At 48.3% G+C, this 21,936-nt stretch carries 25 protein-coding genes; 21 read left to right on the top strand and 4 right to left on the bottom strand.

Going from position 1 to position 21,936, the window contains the following annotated elements; genetic code table 11:
* Window positions 1-247 precede the first annotated feature (247 nt).
* The 3 genes from MHH28_RS09530 to MHH28_RS09520 are packed head-to-tail and all read left to right on the top strand — an operon-like array spanning window position 248 to window position 2,426.
* Entirely contained in the window at window positions 248-1,243 is a 996-nt protein-coding gene (locus tag MHH28_RS09530) for a hypothetical protein (RefSeq protein WP_405114251.1), read from the top strand.
* A gap of 32 nt (window positions 1,244-1,275) precedes the next feature.
* Window positions 1,276-1,518 carry a helix-turn-helix domain-containing protein gene (locus MHH28_RS09525; protein ID WP_405114249.1) on the top strand — a complete coding sequence of 81 codons (243 nt, stop codon included), beginning with the start codon at window positions 1,276-1,278 and terminating at the stop codon, window positions 1,516-1,518.
* A 47-nt stretch (window positions 1,519-1,565) separates the two neighbouring features.
* Complete coding sequence (locus tag MHH28_RS09520; protein WP_405116970.1) at window positions 1,566-2,426, top strand: DUF1648 domain-containing protein; 861 nt, start codon at window positions 1,566-1,568, stop codon at window positions 2,424-2,426.
* 94 nt (window positions 2,427-2,520) lie between these two features.
* Here MHH28_RS09520 and MHH28_RS09515 read toward each other — a convergent pair whose 3' ends face one another.
* On the bottom strand, window positions 2,521-2,700 hold the full coding sequence (locus MHH28_RS09515) for a hypothetical protein (protein WP_405114247.1): 180 nt from the start codon (window positions 2,698-2,700) through the stop codon (window positions 2,521-2,523).
* A gap of 96 nt (window positions 2,701-2,796) precedes the next feature.
* On the opposite strand from MHH28_RS09515, the gene MHH28_RS09510 reads away from it, so the two are divergent.
* The 11 genes from MHH28_RS09510 to MHH28_RS09460 all read left to right on the top strand — a co-directional run bounded on the left by MHH28_RS09510 (window position 2,797) and on the right by MHH28_RS09460 (window position 11,044).
* A complete protein-coding gene (locus MHH28_RS09510; protein ID WP_405114245.1) occupies window positions 2,797-2,967 on the top strand; it encodes a hypothetical protein in 171 nt (56 codons plus the stop codon).
* A 76-nt stretch (window positions 2,968-3,043) separates the two neighbouring features.
* On the top strand, window positions 3,044-3,706 hold the full coding sequence (locus MHH28_RS09505) for a hypothetical protein (protein WP_405114243.1): 663 nt from the start codon (window positions 3,044-3,046) through the stop codon (window positions 3,704-3,706).
* Between the two features lie 32 nt (window positions 3,707-3,738).
* Complete coding sequence (locus MHH28_RS09500) at window positions 3,739-4,062, top strand: hypothetical protein (RefSeq protein WP_405116968.1); 324 nt, start codon at window positions 3,739-3,741, stop codon at window positions 4,060-4,062.
* Window positions 4,063-4,174: 112 nt separating this feature from the next.
* A complete protein-coding gene (locus tag MHH28_RS09495; RefSeq protein WP_405114241.1) occupies window positions 4,175-5,569 on the top strand; it encodes an ADP-ribosylglycohydrolase family protein in 1,395 nt (464 codons plus the stop codon).
* 22 nt (window positions 5,570-5,591) lie between these two features.
* Entirely contained in the window at window positions 5,592-5,807 is a 216-nt protein-coding gene (locus MHH28_RS09490; protein WP_405114239.1) for a hypothetical protein, read from the top strand.
* A 6-nt stretch (window positions 5,808-5,813) separates the two neighbouring features.
* Window positions 5,814-6,095, top strand: a complete 282-nt coding sequence (locus MHH28_RS09485; protein ID WP_405114237.1) for a hypothetical protein — start codon at window positions 5,814-5,816, stop codon at window positions 6,093-6,095.
* A 137-nt stretch (window positions 6,096-6,232) separates the two neighbouring features.
* Complete coding sequence (locus MHH28_RS09480; protein ID WP_405114235.1) at window positions 6,233-7,063, top strand: hypothetical protein; 831 nt, start codon at window positions 6,233-6,235, stop codon at window positions 7,061-7,063.
* Between the two features lie 160 nt (window positions 7,064-7,223).
* Window positions 7,224-7,955 carry an HNH endonuclease gene (locus MHH28_RS09475; protein WP_405114233.1) on the top strand — a complete coding sequence of 244 codons (732 nt, stop codon included), beginning with the start codon at window positions 7,224-7,226 and terminating at the stop codon, window positions 7,953-7,955.
* Complete coding sequence (locus MHH28_RS09470) at window positions 7,939-8,343, top strand: hypothetical protein (protein ID WP_405114231.1); 405 nt, start codon at window positions 7,939-7,941, stop codon at window positions 8,341-8,343. The genes MHH28_RS09475 and MHH28_RS09470 overlap by 17 nt, the downstream gene beginning before the upstream one ends.
* On the top strand, window positions 8,300-8,608 hold the full coding sequence (locus tag MHH28_RS09465) for a hypothetical protein (protein WP_405114229.1): 309 nt from the start codon (window positions 8,300-8,302) through the stop codon (window positions 8,606-8,608). The genes MHH28_RS09470 and MHH28_RS09465 overlap by 44 nt, the downstream gene beginning before the upstream one ends.
* Before the next feature lie 333 nt (window positions 8,609-8,941).
* On the top strand, window positions 8,942-11,044 hold the full coding sequence (locus MHH28_RS09460; RefSeq protein WP_405114227.1) for a thioredoxin domain-containing protein: 2,103 nt from the start codon (window positions 8,942-8,944) through the stop codon (window positions 11,042-11,044).
* Between the two features lie 52 nt (window positions 11,045-11,096).
* On the opposite strand, the gene MHH28_RS09455 is transcribed toward MHH28_RS09460, so the two are convergent.
* Entirely contained in the window at window positions 11,097-11,864 is a 768-nt protein-coding gene (locus MHH28_RS09455) for a PaaX family transcriptional regulator C-terminal domain-containing protein (RefSeq protein ID WP_405114225.1), read from the bottom strand.
* A 226-nt stretch (window positions 11,865-12,090) separates the two neighbouring features.
* Between MHH28_RS09455 and MHH28_RS09450 the strand changes: the two genes are divergently transcribed.
* Together MHH28_RS09450 and MHH28_RS09445 are read left to right on the top strand one after the other, a co-directional pair.
* On the top strand, window positions 12,091-12,777 hold the full coding sequence (locus tag MHH28_RS09450; RefSeq protein ID WP_405114223.1) for a metal-dependent hydrolase: 687 nt from the start codon (window positions 12,091-12,093) through the stop codon (window positions 12,775-12,777).
* Window positions 12,778-12,907: 130 nt separating this feature from the next.
* Window positions 12,908-13,777 (top strand): phosphotransferase family protein, encoded by an 870-nt coding sequence (locus MHH28_RS09445; RefSeq protein WP_405114221.1) that lies wholly within the window; start codon window positions 12,908-12,910, stop codon window positions 13,775-13,777.
* Between the two features lie 141 nt (window positions 13,778-13,918).
* Here MHH28_RS09445 and MHH28_RS09440 read toward each other — a convergent pair whose 3' ends face one another.
* On the bottom strand, window positions 13,919-14,149 hold the full coding sequence (locus tag MHH28_RS09440) for a hypothetical protein (RefSeq protein ID WP_341185341.1): 231 nt from the start codon (window positions 14,147-14,149) through the stop codon (window positions 13,919-13,921).
* 151 nt (window positions 14,150-14,300) lie between these two features.
* On the opposite strand from MHH28_RS09440, the gene MHH28_RS09435 reads away from it, so the two are divergent.
* The 3 genes from MHH28_RS09435 (at window position 14,301) to MHH28_RS09425 (ending at window position 18,113) form a co-directional block, all read left to right on the top strand.
* Entirely contained in the window at window positions 14,301-15,140 is an 840-nt protein-coding gene (locus tag MHH28_RS09435; protein ID WP_405114219.1) for a DegV family protein, read from the top strand.
* Between the two features lie 180 nt (window positions 15,141-15,320).
* Window positions 15,321-15,689: a hypothetical protein gene (locus MHH28_RS09430; protein WP_405114217.1), complete on the top strand. Its 369-nt coding sequence runs from the start codon at window positions 15,321-15,323 to the stop codon at window positions 15,687-15,689.
* Between the two features lie 180 nt (window positions 15,690-15,869).
* Window positions 15,870-18,113: an AraC family transcriptional regulator gene (locus tag MHH28_RS09425; RefSeq protein ID WP_405114215.1), complete on the top strand. Its 2,244-nt coding sequence runs from the start codon at window positions 15,870-15,872 to the stop codon at window positions 18,111-18,113.
* Window positions 18,114-18,253: 140 nt separating this feature from the next.
* On the opposite strand, the gene MHH28_RS09420 is transcribed toward MHH28_RS09425, so the two are convergent.
* The gene (locus tag MHH28_RS09420) at window positions 18,254-19,138 is read right to left on the bottom strand and encodes a carbohydrate ABC transporter permease (protein ID WP_405114213.1); all 885 of its coding nucleotides are present in this window, start codon (window positions 19,136-19,138) and stop codon (window positions 18,254-18,256) included.
* Window positions 19,139-19,518: 380 nt separating this feature from the next.
* Here MHH28_RS09420 and MHH28_RS09415 point away from each other — a divergent pair, with 380 nt between their 5' ends.
* Together MHH28_RS09415 and MHH28_RS09410 are read left to right on the top strand one after the other, a co-directional pair.
* On the top strand, window positions 19,519-20,376 hold the full coding sequence (locus tag MHH28_RS09415; RefSeq protein WP_405116966.1) for an ABC transporter permease: 858 nt from the start codon (window positions 19,519-19,521) through the stop codon (window positions 20,374-20,376).
* Window positions 20,377-20,417: 41 nt separating this feature from the next.
* Window positions 20,418-21,920 carry an extracellular solute-binding protein gene (locus tag MHH28_RS09410; protein WP_405114211.1) on the top strand — a complete coding sequence of 501 codons (1,503 nt, stop codon included), beginning with the start codon at window positions 20,418-20,420 and terminating at the stop codon, window positions 21,918-21,920.
* Window positions 21,921-21,936 lie beyond the last annotated feature (16 nt).

The raw sequence follows: 21,936 nt of genomic DNA, 5'->3' as shown, positions 1-21,936 counted from the left end.
CTTACGGCATGTTCCGGTTCCAACAGATCTGACATAATACGGTAATAGAGCAGAGGAGGGTTTTACGCCAGCTATTAATGAATTGGTCTGATGATGCGAGCGGGTTCGAATTGACAATTAATAGCAAGTGACGTACACTAAGTAGTAAGTGATAAGTAGTAAGTAATAAGTGCTGCGAAGTCAAAAGTTCTTTATACACATGAATGATGAACCAGCTTGTCTAAATCATGGGTAGGGGTGGATGGTTATGATGGATTTGAAATTAGCACAGAGTTTTGCGCTGATCGCATTAAATGGTCAAAGTAGCAGTCTTTACATGACGAATGCAAAGAAAGTGTCTTTGCGTGCTATGGCTGCTGCAGTTATTTTGGAAGCCTACTTTGAGGGATGTTTTACACCAGTAGATAACGAGCTAATTTTACACAAAGAAGTTCTTAACCAATCCAGTCCAACGCAATATAGAGAAGCTGTTCTATTCCCTTTGCTTCATAATCAGGCTGAGGTGCAAGGTGATCTGGGCTGGTGGATGAAGCAAGTTTCCAAGCTGTCTAATAAAAAATTAAAGAAGTTTGAAATCGCGATGTCGGATGATCTAAAGGCAATGGATTTGCTGGAAGAGATCCCGAGTCTGTTAGGGAGTGACATGTACTTCGATTCAGCGGGCGTTGAAATGAAAGCCTATCGCAGCAGCAATGGGGTATATACAAGTATTACAGAGAACCTTCGAGCCGAAATTTTGGAGGAGGGAACGGTAACGGATGAGATCATTTGCCTGCTGTGGCTCCTTCGCGAGAGTGGATATATGCATGACTTCTTCTCACAGAATGAACTGGAAAAGATCAATACCAGAATGCACGATCTATACCGTAGTAATGTATGGGCAAAGTCATTGTTTCCGATTCAAATCCATCATGGAATTGAGTTAGGGATCAAACAGTTTCTGCAAACGAAGTCGAAGATTATGAAGACCTATGCGGGCAGCAGTATTAATTTTATCTTCCCTGTCCTTGAGCGGTCACAAGCTGTCTTTATTGAGACAGAGGCCTGGTTCGATAATTCGGATACAAGGCTAAATGCGGTTCTTACGAGGTTACAGTCCTATGGACATGATGTTAAGGTGATGGAGAAGGGATCCATTGCGACCCTCAAAATCGATAATTTGTTATACGATGCGGTACCGCATTATGTGATGATGAGAGTGCCGATTCAAGGTGTGCGTCTTGTTCCGAAGCGCCCATTGTAAAGGGGTTAGTATCCATGTCCAGGCAACGTTCCATGGAGGCGATTCTGGCCTCAGAATATGTGTCAATAGGTGAACTGGTAAGAATTACAGGCTCCCGTTATAGCACGCTGAAACATTACACCGAAGAAGGCATGCTGCCCTTTGAGCAGGCTGAAGAGAATTTAACACGCAGATATTCAAGAGAGGCAACCGTCGCACGTATTCTCTGGATAAAGGAGCTGAAAGCGAAAGGCTTATCGATCCCGCAAATTAAAGAAGCAATAGGGATGAATTAGCAGGAGATATGAAGAGTGTGAATTTTTCAGTAAATGAGGTGAATGATATGACGATATTACCTGTTATAATATTTATCTTAGTATTTGTACCTACCATTATAATCATGGTGAGTATGACTTATTTAACAAAAGAGACGATTAGTTTCGGAGTCACCGTCAGCACTGAACAATTCCACAGTGAGCCGCTGCGCCAGATGCGGAGATCATATGCCAGGATTAGTGCTATTTTACATACCATGTTATTCATTGTTGGCATCCTGTACCTAATATACAGTGATGAACATTCGAAGCGAATCAGTTGGATCATTATCTCCTATTCACTCGCCATGCTCGTAATCTCCCTGCTTATTAACTTTAGGTATCACTTGAAAATGAAAAGCGTACTGTCTATGCAATCTGCTGCTCCCGAATCGTCGGTCATGGGGATGGAATCTGCATTTCGGAAAGGAAATGTTGGCCTGTCCAGTCATTGGTTCCTTATTCATGCTGTTATTGTTGTTGTTAGTATTGTAACGGTGCTGCGCAACTACGATCTGATTCCTGACCAGCTCCCAGTCCATTTCGACAGCAGTTGGACCGTAGACCGCTATGTAGATAAATCTTATAGTATCGTGTTTATACCTACAATCATGCAGGTGTTAGGGACACTTCTGTTCATATATGAATATTGGAGAATGCACAGAGGGAAGCAGCAGGTTAGAGAAGACGTATCTTACCGGCGTGCCTGGTCGATTTTTATGATTACAGCAAGCTTCTTGTTCGTTATCCTGTTATCCGTAGTGCAGTTCAATATGATCTCTCTACTTAACATTAATTTTGTTATCCCCGTTGTCCTAATCATAGTTGCGTTTATCATCCTATACGCTTGCACCTTAACGTACTGGGCTGGTCAGCGCGAAAGCCGCTAGACATGAGCAGGTGATTGAGCGCTGGATCAGCCACGCCTCAAATTCTGAGTGCCGCTGATCCAACGCGCTACATCGCAATGAAGCTGCTTTCTACCTACAGCGTAACTTTATTTCCTCTTAGTGGAGTCCTCAAACCGCCTTCCGCTTCTTCACCGGCACCCATACTTCGACTTCTGCATCCATAGGATTGCCATTGGTTAGCACCTTCACTTATAGCCGTCTTGTACCCGATGATGCGGTATGCTTCCTTCGTTTCAATTCTGGTCGAAATCATGACAATGTACCTCCTGAATCGTGGGATTGGTGTATTCCAAGCAAGCATAATCTACCAATGGTGACATCTGTATGGCATACTTGATTAGAGTTGGTCATGATGAAAATGGATCGCTTAATTGCGCTTATTATGATCCTGCTGGAGCATGATGGCTACGACCGTCTGCTCACTTTTGGAGATAAGTGTGAGGTGTTGGGGCCGCCTGAGATCCGTAGCGGGTCCAAGGCGTGTGTGCGGGGGATTATGAGGAAGTATGAGGGGGAATAGCAATCTAGATTGATGTGCGTGGCGGGTTGGATGAGCTTTTGGCAAATGAAGTTGAATTGAACTGGAGATGAGGATCATGGGGAACACAGGGATGGCAGAGAAAAGGGTTGGGGCTAGCGATTATCTGGCTTTAGCATTGTATGCGTTTGCAGGGTTTGGTCTGGAAGTGGTATTGTCGATGATCTTGCCGTCTGTCTTGGGCGTCAGAGGTTCGGATTATACACTTATTCATCAATGTATCCACTGGGGAATTACGTGCTTGTTGTGGGGGAGTATGGCCGTATTCCTCATCAGGCTGTCCAAGCGCAAATACGATTTTGACATCATGAGGTTGAACGCAAAACCGGACGCCAGGGGAAGCTTGCTCGCAGTGGTGGTTTCGGTGATCGCTATTGCAGCAACAACTATCGTATGGGAAGGCTTTAAACCGGTTCAGGAGTACAAGGATGTGGTGAGATTCGTTTTTCAGAATGTCTATTACTTGTTCGAAGCTGCGTTAATCCTGCTGACGATTGCTTTTGGACAGAAATTTGGTGAAACCCTCTTTAAAATAGACGGTCTACCTTACGGCGGGATGTTCCTCGCGCTCACTTGGGGCCTCATTCATATTCTGCTCCAGGGCGGGGCGACGGGCGTTTATGCGTTCTTCATGTCTCTGCTGTACGGAACGATATACATAATGTTGAGAAAGAATGTGCGGTATTCGTATTTGATGATTGCGGTTGTGTTTATTTTGTGAGGCAGGATTGGGGAGGGGCTAGGGTGAATGAAATGAAGTATTCTATTTGGATTGAAGCTGAAGAATGGGCTGAAGGGGAATGGAACATCGTTGATGGTAACACGGATGCTATAGTAACGTTTGAAGATGGCTCAAGGTGGGTGGCTTCATTTTTTACATACCAGAACATTCAGACACTGGCTGAAAAAAATAAACAAACGGGTGAGTGCTTGCACGGCAAGTATTTTCGGGGAAGTGACATGGTGCTTGTGGACGAGTGCAGTCGTCAGCGGATTGAAGAGGTGATTGCGCATTTGATAACTAGCGGTGACTTTGAAGTGATGTTTAGCAGGTGTGAAGAGGATAGTTTAGAGTGAATGAAGGTGATGTTATGGCTGATGATAGACGTGTAAAGTTAGAGGAATTAATTAAGGACAACAAAATAAAACAAGCGAAGCAACATAATAACCAGAGCAAAGGAGATACAATATGCTGCCATCACTAACGTTTCTAAAACATCAATTAGAGGGGATTCTGCGTAATAAATTTGCACAGGGGCACCAAACCTCCGGTTATTTAGCCCGATTGGAACAGCTGCCTGCAAGCTATGATGCTTATCTGGAATTCGCCCATAGCTTGGCTGATATTCCAATGCGGGACAATTGGCCTTACTACGAGCCGGACGATTTGGAGGAGATATGGCTGGAATGCGACCCGGTTAGACCTCTAGGCCAGATAGGAGTCTTGAATCTGAAGGACAGTGCCAAGCGTGTAGAGGCAGGCTTCCTCGCTTCAGTCTGTGGTTCAATGCTGGGCAAGCCGATCGAGGTCAATCCCACCTTCTCGGAATTACGTCAAGCGTTAACCGCTGTGGGGGAATGGCCGCTGAATGATTATATTTCGGAAGAAGCTCTCCATGCGTTAGAGCGTCGTCATTGGTCCTGGTTCGAGACGACACGGGGGCGGATTCGTTATGTGGCACCTGATGATGATATCAACTACACCTTAATGGGAATGATGGCGTTAGAGCAATTCGGTAAGGGTTTTACGAAAAGAAACCTAAGAGATTTATGGATAAATCATCTTCCGATAAGTACAACATGGGGGCCAGAGAGGGCCATCCTGGTTCGGTCGGGGATTAGCTATTTGGAGCATGACCGGGAAATATTCAATCATTCTGAAATAGAGTCTTGGCCCGATTTTCTGGTGCAAGATACAGAATTATGCGGGGCGGCGATTCGTGCAGATGCTTACGGATATGCCTGCCCTGGTCAACCTGCTCTTGCGGCCGAGCTGGCTTGGCGTGATGCCAGTTTTACACATCGCCGGACGGGAATCTATGCCACTATGTTCATTGCCGCTGCAATTGCTGCCGCACACGTGCTGCGCGATCCGCTTGAAATAATAAAGACTGCACTACAATTCGTCCCTAGAAGGAGCCGATTCTATGAGATTACTGCGGATTGCCTGCAGATCGTAGCGAATGCAGATAACTGGCTGGACACTTATCAGAGGATTCATCAGAAGTACGCGAATTACAGCCACTGTCAGGTGTATCAGGAAATCGGCACTTTAATCAATACATTTCGCTTCGCAGAGAATGCCGGTGACGGGATATGCAAACAGGTCATGCAAGGCAACGACACCGACAGCTTCGGAGCAACTGCTGGCTCACTGCTCGGGGTATTTTTCGGCGCGGACAGCTTGGAAGCGAGATGGCTTGAACCTTTCCAGGACCGGATTCATACGGGCTTAGCTTATTTCCATGAGCAACAGCTGTCCCGTTTGGCTGAGCGCATCGGGCGTTTGCCAGAGCTGTTGCATGCAGGGAAGCATTGTATTCAACCTAGCGAGCTGTATGTGAATGAGAATTTGGGGATTTGAAAGGTTTTGGAGGATGGGGAGCATGGGAATGCAGCAAGTACTTAAGGATGTTATCAAGGAGACCATTGCTCCCTTGTTAAAAGGAGCAGGATTTATGAGGCGGGGCAATAACTTTGCCCATATTTGTTTCAATACCGAAATCTATATGGAGGAATTATACCCGAAACCATCTTTTCCAACAGTCGTAAGTTCATTTCTACAGATACGTGGTACTGAACTAACGAATATGGATAATTGATACAAATTGACCCCAGATTCTAACGTTGAAGAACTTAAACAAAGAATAACGAAAGATATTTCAGAGCACATACTCCCTCACCTGCGGCAGTTTGAAGAGGTTGAAGATGTCATTCGAGTAATGGAGTTAAGGGAGAAAGCTGGAATATACGAGAACCCGCATCACTTAACTGCACTCTATCGCTTAACAGGTGATATGGAACAAGCACAGGCATGCATGACCAAAGTGTATAACGAACTGAAGCTGGATTCTCAAAAGAATTTACCGCTGGATTGGCTTTGCGGTTAAGGCTACGATTGTAGATAGGGCTAGATAATGAGGAATTAGTGATAGTGATGAACGAGTATATTGAATAGCTTTACTAACTTAATGCGATCGCTATGCTCTAGACTATGAAGTAAATAATCTATAATTTGAGGTGGACAATGGAATTTGATTTTATTAAGTACCTACCAGTAATTGCTGCGATTTTTTCAGCCGTACTTGGTTATCTTTTTGGAGTACGGTCAAAAACTAATGAGAGACTTATTCGTTACACGGAAGAAAACCTTAAAGAAGTTTTCAGTCCAATATATCATGATTTCCTGAAAATCAACTCTGAGCAAAGGTCTAGAGAAAAAGAAGAATTAATCGATTCTTTTTTTATGAATTATCTGGAAAGAGATACTTTAATATATAAAATAGGAAACTTGGAATTATTGAATACCTTCTACGGTTTAAACGAAAAGTACAATATATTTAAAAAAGAACGAAGTGAGCTACTGTGGGAGGAATTTTATAAGGACTTTTACTTTAAATTTTTTTTGAAGTTGAAAGAAAAGTATGAGAATTCAACTATCCTACTATATCGAGATTTTAACTGGCAACAGTATACTCAATCAAAACCTTACTGGCTGAAATTTTATTTTGAAATAATAAATTTTTTATTTGAAACATTTAAAGGGATAGTATGGATTTCAATTTTTTTAACTTATTTTTCTGGAGCATCAAATTTAATAGGTAAAGATTTATTTCCGAAGGACTTTTGGATGTTAAGTCTATTTATTTTAGGATCAAGTGCATTAGTTACTCTTGTATTGTTGTTTCTTAACATTCAATATTTAATTTTAACATCTACATCTCAACAGAGTCTGATTAGAAAAATAATGAAAAAGCATGCACCGATAATTTTTAGAAAGTGGGACGGTTTTTTGTCTGTAGATAATAATATTAATATTCCAAAGATGTACAAAAAACAGTTATTTGAAGATGAGTGAAAAATAATTGAAGAGTTTTCAAAACTGGTTTATTAAGAAGCCCTCTGCTTATCTTTGTAAGTGTTTTTGTTTTCGAAAGTGAACTAAAATTAATCGTAAAATTATTCCATTTGATTGTATAATAAAAGAACATATTATTTGTAAATCTAAGGATAACATTTTGGATAAAAGATTTAAGCCTAAATTAACTTTATGGGGTGTCGACATGAGTATAGGAGATAAAGATATAAAAAAATTGTGGGGGTTAGCTGCTGGCAGGTGTTCTTTTCCAAAATGTGGGGTGGATTGCATACCATTTTTAGATGGAGATAGTCCTACTATCATAGGTGAGATGGCACATATAATTGCTAAGAAACCTGATGGACCCAGAGGCATACCTAGTGGCGGTGAAGATAGATATGAGAATTTAATTCTCTTATGTCCTACTCATCATACTACAATAGATAAAGCGCCTGAGGGAATCTATCCAGTTGAGATACTTAAGGGTTGGAAACAACAACATGAAGAAAAAATTAATAATTATATGCAGACTATTAAGTATTCTACTATAAATGAATTAGCAAGAGCAATAAAAAGGATATTATTAAAGAATCATAAGGTGTGGGAAGAATTTGGTCCTGAGTCTATTAGAGCAAGAGAAAATCCTATTAGTAATATAAGTGATTATTGGGATTTAATAAAATTATCAGTAATAGTGCCAAACAATAAAAAGATTATATCTATCGTTGGGGCCCATGAGGATATCTTTGAAATTGACGAATATGAGATTTGTATTGATTTTATAGTTCATGCTGAATTTTTTGAAAAGAGTTGTTACTCTGTTATCGAGAATACGAAAAGATTTCCGAAAAAATTCACAGAGGTGATTGATAAATATGTCTACGAAAAATAACTGGAATGTCCCCTATAGTTCTATAGTTTGGTTTGGTAACGTGATGAGAGCTCATACAAAGATTATTCATGTGGAGCGGGAGCAAGATATTTTATTTACAATTAAAGTTAATGAAGATGGGAATTACAAAGTTTTGTTGCTTGATGAATACAGAATGGGAGCAGCAGCAGTATTTAAAGCTATTGAGGAGTTTGGGAATATAGATTTTATAGTATACGGTGGGAATTGGAACGCAGCTACCGGTGAAGCATATAAAGTGGCTAAAGAAAATGGTCTCGCACTGTTTAATTATTCAGGATTTATGGGAGCGCTTAATTTTAAAAACCCGAAGGAGTACAAACAAAGTGCAAAAGAAAAAAGTACCACTAAGCCTCAGGAAGGTGCCTGAAAATGTAGATATTTATGTATTTGGTTCATATATAATTTCTGAGAGGCCTAACGACGTAGACCTAATAGTAATTTACGACTCTAAAATTTATTCTGGTAAAAACATCTATAATGTTTGTCTGAGTTTAATAAAAGAAATTATGGAATACTCAGGTTTGCCTGTAGATGCTACATATTTATCAATCAATGAAGAAATTGAAACTCACTTTGTGGAACTTGTTAAGGCTATTTCTATAAATGATGTTTTCACATACGATGAAGTGTAGATTAATTAAGGAAACATTTCAATGTAATAAATAAAGGATAATTAGTGTGTTGACAAATAAATATTGAATTAAAGGAGCAGGTAACTGTAAGATGATTACTCGAAAAAGAAAGCTTTTCAAAGCAAGATTATAGGGAGTTAAGCATAAGAAGATTTAGGAGTATAGGGTTAGATGATTAACGAGGGGGTAGTTAGAGTCTAAATAAGTAGTAGCAAAGTATAAGATACTTAACGAGGTATCTTTTTCTCCTTGCCTGAGCCCTCCCCCACCAATTTGGGTAAACTATCCCTAGACAACACTTTACCCAAATTATCCGAAATGAGGGGACGCCTGGTGACGACTCATAAAACACCCAATAGATTAGCGAATGAAAAATCGCCCTACCTGCTACAACACGCCCACAACCCTGTGGACTGGTATCCATGGGGGGAGGAGGCTTTTGCAAAGGCGAAGGCCGAAAACAAGCCAATCTTCTTATCAGTTGGCTATTCGACCTGTCATTGGTGCCACGTAATGGAGCGCGAATCCTTCGAGGACGCCGAAGTCGCCCAGCTCCTCAACGATCACTACGTTGCGATCAAAGTAGACCGCGAGGAGCGGCCGGATATTGATGCGCTGTATATGTCGGTGTGTCAGGCGCTGACGGGGAGCGGGGGATGGCCGCTGACGGTGTTGCTGACGCCGGAGAAGAAGCCGTTCTATGCCGGGACGTATTTCCCGAAGCGGCAGATGTTCGGGCGGATCGGGTTGATGGATGTGCTGGAGCAGATCCATACGAAGTGGGAGCAGGATGGAGCGGCACTGGATAAGCTGGGCGATGACCTGCTGGCTGAGCTGCATACGCTTGACCGTAAGAATGCGTACAATCCTGAAGCTGCGGGCGGTATTCCCGGCGCGGAGCTGCTGCATGAGGCGTATGAGCTGTACCGGCGGCAGTTCGATGAGGAGTACGGCGGGTTCGGCAATGCGCCGAAGTTCCCTTCGCCGCATAATCTGTCGTTCCTGCTGGCGTACAGCCAGCTCCATGATCAGCCGGAAGCGCTGCGGATGGTCGAGCATACGCTGGAATCGATGTATAAGGGCGGAATGTACGACCATGTGGGTTACGGGTTCTCGCGGTATTCCACGGACCGGGAGTGGCTGGTACCGCATTTTGAGAAAATGCTCTACGACAACGCGCTCCTGGCGAACGTCTATCTTGAAGCATTCCAGCTTACGGAGAAGCCGTTGTATGCGGAGATTGCCGAGCAGATCTTCACCTATGTGCTGCGCGATATGACTTCGCCTGAAGGCGCGTTCTACTCCGCAGAGGATGCGGATTCTGAAGGTGTGGAGGGCAAGTTCTATGTCTTCTCCCGTGAGGAGATTGAGGAAGCGCTGGGGCTGGAGGATATGCATTCGTATTGCCATGTGTACGGGATTACGCCGGAGGGCAATTTCGAAGGCAAGAATATTCCGAATCTGCTCCAGGGGCTGCCGGAAGAGATTGCGGAGCGTATGGGCATGAACCCTCTGGGTCTACGGACCCGAATGGAGGAATGGCGCGCGAAGCTGTTCGAGTACCGGGAGCAGCGGATTCATCCGCTGAAGGATGACAAGGTGCTGACCTCATGGAACGGGCTGATGATTGCGGCGCTGGCCCGGGGAGCCAAAGCCCTCCAGAAGCCGGAATACGCCAAGGCCGCGGAACGTGCAGCGGACTTCATCTGGGATAAGCTGCGGCGTGAGGATGGACGGCTGCTGGCCCGTTACCGTGACGGGGAGGCGGCGATTCCCGCATATGTGGATGATTATGCCTTCCTGATCTGGGGCTTCAGTGAATTATATGAAGCTACGGGTCAGGCGGTCTATCTGGAGCGGGCGCTGACCCTTAAGGACGGGCTATTGGAGCTGTTCCGTGATACGGAAGGCGGCGGGTTCTTCTTCACTGGTCATGACGGGGAAAAGCTCCCGGTCCGCTCGAAGGAATTGTATGACGGTGCGATTCCCTCCGGGAATTCGGTAGCGGCGAAGCTATTGTGGAAGCTGTCGGTGATCACCCAGGATACGGAGCTGAAGGAGATAGCCGAGCGCACCGCTGCGGTACTTGCTTCGGCTGCTTCGGAGTATCCGCCGGGATATGCCATGTATTTGCAGGCCCATCTGGGAATGGTCTCGGGGGGCAGAGAATGGGTCCTGTCCGGCAAAAAAGAAGATCCCGCGCTGCACGCCATGCTCGCCCAGGTCCAGCAGGCCTATCTGCCGGACGCGGCACTGATCGTCAACTGGGAAGGGGACGGCGACGAGATGCTTCGCCTGCTGCCGCATCTGGCTGACAAACCGGCCGTTCGCGGCGAGGCGACCGCCTATGTCTGCCGTAACTTCGCCTGCCGTGCGCCGCTTACGAACAAGGAAGAGGTCCGGGAGCTGCTGGTTTCCGGCAGCCGTGAAGAGTAGTGCATATACCAAGAGCAGCCCTTAATCCGGGCTGCTCTTTGGCGTACAAGCGCTATCTGACGAACGGAGCATAGAACGAATCCGCAGGAATCGCCTGCGCGGCTCTGCGCATATGTTCGTTCATTGCGGCGATAACTTTTTTACCGGGCCAATGCTCCGGCAGCAGCTCATCCGGGAGGTAGGGATCGGCCATGAACAGCCCGCTCAATTCCTCTCCCATCTGCAAATATAGCAGGAATAACGGCAGCGGTTGTCCGGCCTGTAGTGCATCCTGCAACGATGGAACGAATTCTGTCTGGAGCCAATTCGATTTCTTCAGGTATAGGGCTTCGATGTCGTCCAGCTGCCAGATGGCCCGCGCTTTGAGCGGTGTAATGGAGCCTTCCTGGAATTGGCCTTGCAAGATGGATACCTTGCCGTCCAGCTCCAGCTTCTGGATCAGAGCTGCAACTTCGTCACGGTAGTTCCACGGTGAGATGTACACACTGTTATAGAGCAGCCCGTAACCAAGCTGACCGAGCGCTGTGCGGAACAGGTCGCGTTTTTTGCGTTCGGATTCGGGAACTTCCAGCATCACCACATCCCAGGTATGATCCCACTGCTCCTGGTAACGGGCGGGCTTGCTGTTAATCGCTCTAATGTAAGCAAGGCCCTCGGCAGTGACGTTGTACCAGGAGCGTGCCGGGGACGCAATATAGCCCTCTTTTTTCAAGCGGGATAGGGCATTGCGGATGTAGGTGGAGGTGTACCCCCTTTGTTCATAGATCTCGACAAACTGCTGGGCGCTCATCTGCCTCACCTTGGATAACAGAAACAGCATGGTTTTCTCAACGGACAGCAACTTCTTCACACCTCTCTTGACAGCTGGCAGAAATGAATATATCATAAAAAATAACGAACGTAATTATTTGTGTTATATTGGTCGATCGCACTGCTGGTATTGGCTTCAGAGCAACCTGGTGTCATTGTAACGTAAACTTTAGGTTTTTGCACGATTTAAGCCCGTCATTCCCATTGAAATTAATTATGTAGAGGAGAGAATATCCATGAAGATTACGTACCACGGCCATTCCTGTGTCCAGATTGAAGTGAACGGCAAATCGCTGATTATCGATCCGTTCATTAGCGGTAATCCTGCGGCGGTGACGACAGTAGAGGAGATTAAGACCGATGCGGTGCTGCTGACTCATGCCCATATGGATCATATTCTGGATGCTGCACCGATTGCGAAGAGCAATAATGTTCCGATTGTAGCGATCGTGGAGCTGGCCGGTTACCTTGAATCCAAGGGAGCGCAGACGATTGGCATGAACATCGGGGGGACGGTGGATCTGGGCTTCGCCAAGGCGACGATGATCCATGCCTTCCATACCTCAAGCATAACCCTCGAAGACGGACAGAGTATCTATGGCGGCACACCGGCGGGCTTCATTATTGAGGCGGACGGACGCACACTGCTGCATGCTGGCGATACAGGGCTGTTCGGTGACTTGAAAATGTTCGGAGAGCTGTATGAGATCGACCTCGCTATTCTGCCAATCGGCGGACATTTCACCATGGGGCCGGAGCATGCACTTATCGCGGCGAAGTGGTTGGGGGCAAGACAGGTGCTTCCGGTTCACTATAACACCTTCCCGCCAATCCGGCAGGATGCAGGGGCATTTGTTCAGGCGCTGGAAGAAGCGGGGATCAGAGGCTCAGCGCTTGAATATGGTGAGACGCTGGAGCTGTAAGAATAGATATTTATAACCGTGTAGGGCGCTGGTTCAGGCCTTAGGCGGTTTTTTTGTGATTAGGGTGGATACCAGCGAATGGATATCATTGATATAATTGTTATACCTAGCGAAAGGGGATTATATCACAATGAAGAATGTTCTAAGCAGTGTCCGCTGGCAAGAGCAGAGTGCAGAGAGCGAGCGGCTGCTGGCAAGGCTGGAAGAGGCGGTCGTTGCCCCGATGAAGGGGGGGCTGGAAGCAGAGGTGTGCGGAATTACACTGCCTGATAGGAAGCTTGTGCTGAAAATCTGGAACCGCGAGTCCAGGCCGGACGTCTCGATCCAGTATCAAGTGCTGGAGCAGCTGGTCCGGCAGGGATGCGCGGTCTCACGGCCGTATGCTTGGGGGCTCGACACTGAGGGTCATCAGGTGCTGTTAACCAGCTTCGATGGTATACCGGTCAAGAAGGTAAGTGCCGGCAGCCTTACAGCCATAGCAGCCAATCTGCTCGATGTACATAAGCTGCAGATCGATTCTTCCAGCGGTTTGAAGGTACCGGCTTATGATTTCGCAGATTACTTCTTCCCTGCCTGGGCGGAGCAGCCGGAGATCCGAACGCTGGCACAGGAGCTGGCAGAGCAGGCCGGACTGACCGCTCTTAAGCTTATTCATGGCGATTATCATTTGGGCAATATTCTGGAGGCCTCCGGGACGTTCACCATTATCGATTGGACCAATGTCCAGCTTGGCGATCCGAGGTATGATATTGCGTGGTCGATTTTGCTCTTTAGAGTGTATTTGTCGGAGCGGAATGCCAGCGTCTACCGGTCAGCCTTTGCCGCCATAAGCAGTTATAGCCCGGCAGAGCTGGAGCTCTTCGAGGCACTGGCTGCCTTGCGCTGGCTTCAGCTGCACCGGACAACGGGTGTCCCGGTTCAGCGGAACACGCTGAAGGTTGTACGGGAGCTAATGCGGCAGAACAGGTATGTGCCGGATCATCTGTCTAAATCCTTGTAGCTGATACCTAGCCGGAACTCTCTGTCCCAAAAGTGCTCGGTTCTCCGTGTAGTCAAACACAAACGGCTACGCTGTCCTTAAGAGGACGGCGTAGCCGTTTGTGTTGGCTTCCATGGAATGCGGTGCATGTCAGCGGTTGAGTTACTTCTTATTACGCTCCGGGTTCTGCGGCTTTACGCGGGCGGGCCGGGTGACCCAGTTGCTGCGGTTCATCGGCTTCACCGTATCAATCCGCTCGTTAATAACCTCGGCGCTGTGGTCCTCTGGCGCTGCGGTCTCGGCACCAACCTCAGATTCCACGGCGGCCGGGGCTTTCTTGGACAGTCCGGCACCATTATGCTTGCCTCTGTTCCATACTCTGTTCTTGCTCATCCTGGTACACTCCATTTCTGTATACTTATGCTTCAACCATATCATAAGTAAGACTAAGCACAAAACTCCGATTTTGACAAGTTATAAATTGTACTATTGGTATGCTTGAATGCTGTCTATACTAGTATAGAATTGAAAGGAGAGCATTCTGATGCCCATCAAGATAATTACGGATAGCGGTTCGGATCTACCCCCTGACTACACGAAGCAGTATGACATCTCCATTGTTCATTTGCCGGTGCATTTCGGCCATGAACTGATGCCGGATGATATGAATGCGAAGGATTTCTATGACAGAATGCATCAATCGAAGGAATTGCCGACGACTGCAAGCCCGAGTCCGCAGACCTTCCTGGACAGCTTCAAAGAAGTGGAAGCAGGCACTGACATTCTGGTCATCTGCATGTCCTCCAATATCAGCAGTACTTATCAGACCGCAATGATCGCTAAGGAGATGTACGAGGAAGAAGGACATCCGAATGCGATTGAAATTATAGATTCCAAGCTGTTCTCCGGCGGATTGACCCTGATTGTCGCCATGGCGGCCAAATGGTCGCTCACCGCAGCAAGTCTGGCCGAACTGAAGGATAAAGTACTGGGCAAGGTAGAAGAGACGACCGCGTACTTCACACTGGACACCCTTGAGAATGTAATCAAGGGCGGGCGTCTGAGCCGAATCTCCGGGGCTGTCGCATCTGTGCTGAACATCAAGCTACTGCTGAAGATCAGTGACGAGGGAATTGTTGAAGTGGTCGAGAAGACCCGCGGATTGCCTAAGGCGCTGACCCATCTGCTGGCCAAGCTGGACCAGAAGCAGCATGATTATGAGCAGGCGGTCATCGCGATTGTTCATAGCAATTGTGAGGCGCTGGCGCTGGAGATCAAGCAGCGTATTCTGGAGAAGCATCCCTTCAAGGAGATTCTGCTGTCCACGATGGGACCTGTGATGGGAACCTATGCCGGCCAGGGCGGAATCGGAGTGGCTTTTTAAGCGTTCTGAGCGGAAGGCCCTGATACTAAACGATAATTAAGCCGTATACCGGACTGTCCGGTGTACGGCTGTTTGGCCTGCGTCTGCGGATAGACTGAACGGCGGGAAGCAGGCTAGGCACCCCGGGCTGGGCAGGTGCATAGTATGAAGCAAATCCAATTACACGGAGGTCATACACCTATGACGACAACTTCATCCGGCCCGCAAACGTCGGTGATCTATCAGGCAGACCCTGCGGTGGTCCAGCACCTGAACGGTGTCCGCGATTCGCTTCACCAGTCCTGCAAGCCGTATTTGAATCATAATGTACAGGTCCAGACACTTGACGGTCAGATGCATGAGGGCACGATTGCGGGTATGGACAGCAAGCATTTGTTCCTGGTCGTAACGATCCCCACTGATATGGGCCGCGGCTATTACAATCCATATTACAAGCCCTATCCAGGTCCGGGGTATCCGGGCCCGGGCTACCATTATCCCGGTACCGTGAACAGCAACGTCATTATGCCGCTGGTCTTGTATGAGCTGCTGGCGATTTCGTTACTCTAAGCAAGGTACACCCTGCGGAGGTGAATGGACCGGACCAGCCTATGACTGATCCGGTTTTTCTGCAAATCAAGCTATATTCACCGGGACTGCCGCTGAATGCACACGTTAAAATAATCATGGAACCGCATTCATGGAAGCGCTATAATCTAGTGGAGCCTATCAAATTAAAGGGGAAACACAATGAGCAAAGGAAGAATGTTCTACAGCATCTTTATTCCTGTCTTAATCCTTGGCGTGGGACTGGTGGTCGGCTTCGGAAGCTATATCTACATCAGTACTATAAATTCGGTGGTTGAGCGTTTCTCCAGCAGCAAGCAGAGCTACATTGAGCAGATCAAGAACAATCTGGAGCACAAAATCCAAACGATAGAATATGCCTTCAATACCTATAGCACCACCAGCTCCTTCCAGGAGGTAGTGACCCATCCGATTACCGTGCAGGACTTCATCGCCTACCGGAATGTGAACTCACAGCTGAATTATATCGCCTCCATGGCTGCTGAAGGGACGGAATATTCGCTGATCAGTCTGGTGCAGAACTGGCAGATCCTGAACGAGAAGCTCACCCATCTCAGCGCGCAGGAAGTCCAGCAACTCCGGGAGCAGTATATTGACAACCAGAAGCAGAGCCTCTTCTGGATGAAGACGGAGAAGGGCATCCGGTTCGTGAATACACTGCCGGTGTTCTCCAGCAAGAAACAGGCCATTGCCCTATCCGACATTTCCTTACATACCCTGAATGCCACGATGAAGAGCGGCGAAGATGCGTACGTCTACATTCTGAACAAGCATGGTGAGCTGATGTATGAATCCGATCCCGGTAACGGGGGCCTAGCCCCAGAGCAGTTCGGCCAGTTGGCCGGGACTATTAATTCCATGGAGGACAAGGGGACGGTGCAGCAGAAGGTCGCAGGCCGTGACAGTCTCAAGCTTATCTATGCCAAGTCCTCGTATAATAACTGGATCTATCTGACCGTGCTGGATCAGGCGGAGATTACCCGCTCCCTGGAGATGGCCAAGTTCGGGATCTCGGTCATGGGGCTGCTGTCGATTCTCCTGATCTGGGTGGTGGCTTATATGATCTCCCAATATTTCACCAAGCCGATAGAGCAGCTTAAGCGCAGTCTGCCTGTTATTCCGCAGGTGAATTCCAGGAATGAGCTGGAATATATCCGGCATTCGATTGATACGATTATCTCGGAGAAGGCTTCGCTTGAGAGTCTGATCGAATCGGAGATGCCCCGGCTGGAGACCCAGCTGATCCTTAATCTGTTCCGCAGCCGCGTCTCGGCGGAGGAGCTGGAGCAGAGTCTGCTCCGGTTCGGGTACAACCTGTCAGAGAAGCACCGTTATGCGGCGATGCTGATACAGCTGGACAGCCTGGGCGACCGGGAGGCCTCGGACAAGGATGTACTGCTGCTGGCAATCAATAAGATGGTGGAGGAGCTGATCCCCGCAGGTCAGCGGCTGCAGCCGATTATCCTGAATGATGATACCCAGGCAACCATCCTGACCTTCGCCGGGTCCAGTGATGCCGGGATGAATAAGGAAGTGCTGGATTATGCCACGGCACTCCTGAAGGCAGCGCGCGACTATCTGAAGGTGTCGATCAGCATCGGCATCAGCAGCTTGTATACCAGCCTGCTGGAGAGTAAGGAAGCCGGGGAGATGAGCAAGCAGGCACTGCACCAGCGGCTGAATCTGGGCAAGGAATCGATCATCTTTTATGAGGATATATCCATGGTCGTCTCCGGTCCGGTGTCGCTGCATTACCCGGCAGAGCTGGAGACCCAATTATTCAATGCGATCCGCCTGGGAGACAAGGAGCAGGTCACCGCTGCGCTCTATCCGTTCCTGGCGGAGCTGATGGGCAAGAACAAGAGCACCCTGAAATTCGAGGTGATGCTGGTGCGGCTCGTGAATAACCTGATCCAGCTGGAGCAGCATCTGGGAGTTACCGTCCTGTTGACCCAGGATAACAATAAGCTGTATCACCGCCTGCTGGATATCCGCAATCCCGAAGAGATGGAGCGGCTGCTGGTGCATGAGGTTATTTTCCCGATGATGTACAGCATGAAGGACAAGACCAGCAAGCAGTTCCGCTGTCTCTCGGATAAGATCACCGACATCGTGCATGCGGAATATGACCGTGAGCTTACGCTGGAGGGGATCGGCGAGCGCCTGCATTACAATCCGAATTATCTGAGCAGCATCTTCAAAAAAGAGTATGGCACCGCCTTCAGCGAATATCTGATGAACTACCGCTTGGAGATGGCCAAACGGTGGCTGACGGAGACGGATATGACGATCAGGGAGATTGCCGAACGGCTGCAATATCATAATCCGCAGAACTTCATCCGGTCCTTCCGCAAGAAGGAGCAGGTTACACCTGGTGCATACCGGAAGCTGAAGCAGGGCGGGTAGCAGATTATAGCAGGAATAGGGCTTGGTTCAGGAGAGAGACTGGTTCAGGGGTTCATGCATAAACGGTACCGTCCTTGCTTCAAGGCGGTACCGTTTCTGTATATGTTCTATGGATTAGGAAGAAAGATGGACGGCGGACGTCAGCCTTTGACCGCTCCCAGGAGAGCGCCCTTGGTGAAGTGCTTCTGTACAAAAGGATACGCTGCCAGCATCGGCACGGTGGCGATGACAATGACCGCCATTTTGATCGTCTGGGCCGGCGGCACAATATCGACCGAGGTTCCCTCGGCCTGCATCCCGCTGGACACAATAACGATCTGGCGCAGCAGCACCTGGATCGGCCATTTGGCCGAGTCATTCATGTAGAGGATCGCGTTCATGTACGTATTCCAGTAAGCAACCGCATAGAACAGGGAGATAGTCGCGATAGAAGGCAGGGCCAGCGGGAGCATAATCCGCATGAAGATCCCGAAGTCATTGCTCCCGTCGATCTTGGCGGACTCCTCCAGACTGTCAGGCAGCGCCTGGAAGAAGTTGCGCATAATGATCATGTTGAAGGCATTGACGGCAACCGGGAAAATCAGGGACCCGTACGAGTTGATCAGGCCGACGCTTTTGACGACCAGAAAGGTGGGAATCATTCCGCCGCTGAACAGCATGGAGAAGACGACAATGAAGTTAATAGTGTTCCGGGCAGGCAGATATCTTCGGGACAAGCCGTAGGCCATCAGTGCGGTAAGCAGCATACTGACTACGGTTCCTGCAACGGTGACACCTACCGATACCCCGAGTCCCCTGAAGATCGTAGGCGTTGAGAGAATGTAGCGGTACGCATCCAGGGAGAAGGTAGTCGGGAATAAGATGAACCGCTTCGCCATGACCTCCTGGGTGGTAGCGAAGGAGCTGGCAATGATATTGATGAAGGGCAATAAGCAGACAAGCGCAAGCAGAATGAGTATGGCAGTATTAACGAACGTGAATATTCTTCCGCCGATCGATTCTTTTCTACGTGAGCTATGGTTCATTCGGTAATCCTCCTCGTATTTCAGTACCTCTTCACTGTACCAAGGAGCGGAAATTACGTATATAATCCGGGCGTGAGGTGTTGGCGGGTCAGCCCTGTGCGCCCCTTCTCCGGAGAATAATCATTAGGCTAGGCGGGTAATCCTCAGAGGAGATATGGCGGCCCGTAACCCCGCAGCCGCGCGGGTTCTGTAAACGCTATCACATAATGATTATATACGTAATGTAAGAAATTTCTTACGCTGAGGACGTAACAGGAACGAGCGAAGGAGGCTGACATGTGAAAGCTACAAGCATCACCGCAACACCAAATCTTACCATAGAAAAGGGGAAAGGCGCACGTGCTCTTACGGCTCTGAACAAATACAAGCTGCTGTATCTGATGATCCTGCCCGGGCTGCTGTATTTCATCATCTTCAAATATCTGCCCATGGGCGGGCTGATCATTGCGTTCCAGAATTATCAGCCGTTCCAGGGGATTACCGGGAGTGAGTGGGTAGGCCTGAAGCATTTCATCCGTCTATTTACGGAGCCTACATTCATGCAGCTGCTGCGCAACACCCTGATTCTGTTTGCAATGAACATTGTGATTTTCTTCCCCCTGCCGATTATCGTAGCCCTGATGCTGAACGAATTGAAGGGCCGCTATCTGAAGAACTGGATTCAGACGATTATCTACATCCCGCACTTCATGTCCTGGGTTATCATTGTCTCCATTACTTATGTGTTCCTGACGGTGGATGGCGGGGTCATCAATGAGCTGATCGCAAGTCTTGGCGGCACCAAAATCAGCTTCCTGACCTCCTCCGAATGGCTGCGGACGATCTATATCCTGCAGATTATCTGGAAGGAGCTGGGGTGGTCGACCATTATCTATCTGGCAGCCATCACAGTTGTGGATCCGCAGCTCTATGAAGCTTCAGAGATGGACGGGGCAAGCCGTCTGCGCAAGACCTGGCATGTGACACTGCCGGCCATCCGTTCCGTGATTATTACCCTGCTGATTCTCAAAATCGGCAGCACGCTGGATCTCGGCTTCGAGCATATGTATCTGCTGCTAAATTCGCTGAACCGCAGTGTCGCCGAGATTTTTGATACCTATATCTATACGGCGGGCCTCAAGAACGGGCAATTAAGCTTCAGCACCACGATCGGCTTGTTCAAGGGGGTTGTCGGGTTAATTCTCGTGATGCTCTCCAACAAGCTGGCGAAGCGGATGGGCGAAGACGGCGTGTATTAAGGCTAAGGTTAACTATATCTATCTACCAAAGGAGAAGTGTTATGAACAAAAGATGGGTCGCTCTAATTGCAGTCGCTGCCATGGCTTCCACAATGCTCTCGGCATGCGGCGGTGACAAGGAAGAGAAGCAGAATGCCGCTGCAGAGGATCTGAACTCGACGCTGGAATTAACCTGGCTGAATATTCTGCACACGGCCTCGCCGCCGACCGACACGATTAAATCCCTGCTTGAGGAATATACCAACAGCAAAATCTCCTTCAACTGGGTGCCCGATGCTTCCAAGGAAGAGCGGATCACTACGGCGCTGGCTTCGGGGGAGCTTGCAGACATTGTTACGCTGACCATGATGACCAATTCATCGGTTAGAAGCTCCCTGAAATCAGGACTGTTCTGGGATGTGGGTCCTTATCTCGCAGAGTTCAGTAATCTGGCGAAGATTGCTCCCGAGCTTAAGGAAGCGGCTTCCATTGAAGGCGTGCTGTACGGCGTTCCCTTCCAGAAGAATCTGGCCCGTTCCGGGCTGATCTTCCGCAAGGACTGGCTGGATAAGCTGGGCCTGCCAGTTCCGAAGACGCTGGATGAGGTCTATGAAGTGGCCAGAGCGTTCACAGAGGACGACCCGGACGGCAACGGTGTGAAGGATACGACAGGCTTCGGGGACAGATCAGAGCTGAAATACAGCAGCTTCAAAACGCTAAGCTCTTATTTCGGCACGCCGAATGGCTGGAAGGTGGATGATAGCGGCAAGTTCACCCCTGAATTCGATACACCAGAATATATCGACACGATGAATTTCTCCAGAAAGCTCTATGAGAACGGATATCTGGCGCAGGATTTCGCCGTTACAGCCAAAACGGACCAGCAGCAGCAATTCGCGCAGGGGAAGACCGGAATCTATACCGGCATGGTGGACATCAGCAGTCTGAGAACATTGGCTCAGGATCTGCAGCCGGGCATGGAGCTGGTGCCGGTGAACAAGATCTCCAGCGGCGATGGGCAGTATCATATCTGGTCCGAGGGCAGCGGGGTCGGCGGATTGATGGCTTTTCCGAAATCAGAGGTGAAGACCGAAGCAGAGCTCAAACGGCTGCTGAAGTTCGTCAATGATCTGATCGATGAGAAGGCGTTCATGCTGATGACCGGCGGAATCGAAGGCACCCACTATGAATATGATGAGAACGGCGCCTTCAAAATTCTGAACACCGAGCTGTGGCAGGCGGATGTACAGCCCTTCTCCTCCAGCAGACCCAGCGAGATTGCTTACACCCTTAAGGATGCGAACCCTGAGAAGCAGCTGGCCAATGAGCTGATCCGCGAGAATGATAAATTTGCCGTACTCGATCCTACCGTTCCGCTGGACTCGGCAACCAATAATGAGCAGGGAACGGAATTGCAAAAAATCATCACAGATGCTACCTTCAAATATATCATGGGCCAGTCGGATGAGGCAGCCTTCAAGAAAGCGGTGCAGACCTGGAAGGATTCCGGCGGCACCAAAATCACTGAGGAATATGAAGCTGCATACAAACTGACACAGAAGTAAGCAGGCTTTGAGTGAA

The organism is Paenibacillus sp. FSL K6-1217, from assembly GCF_045040735.1.
Taxonomy (GTDB): Bacteria; Bacillota; Bacilli; order Paenibacillales; family Paenibacillaceae; genus Paenibacillus_AQ.
The sequence above is the reverse complement of the archived record's forward strand: the minus strand, read 5'-3'. Positions and strand labels throughout refer to the sequence as shown.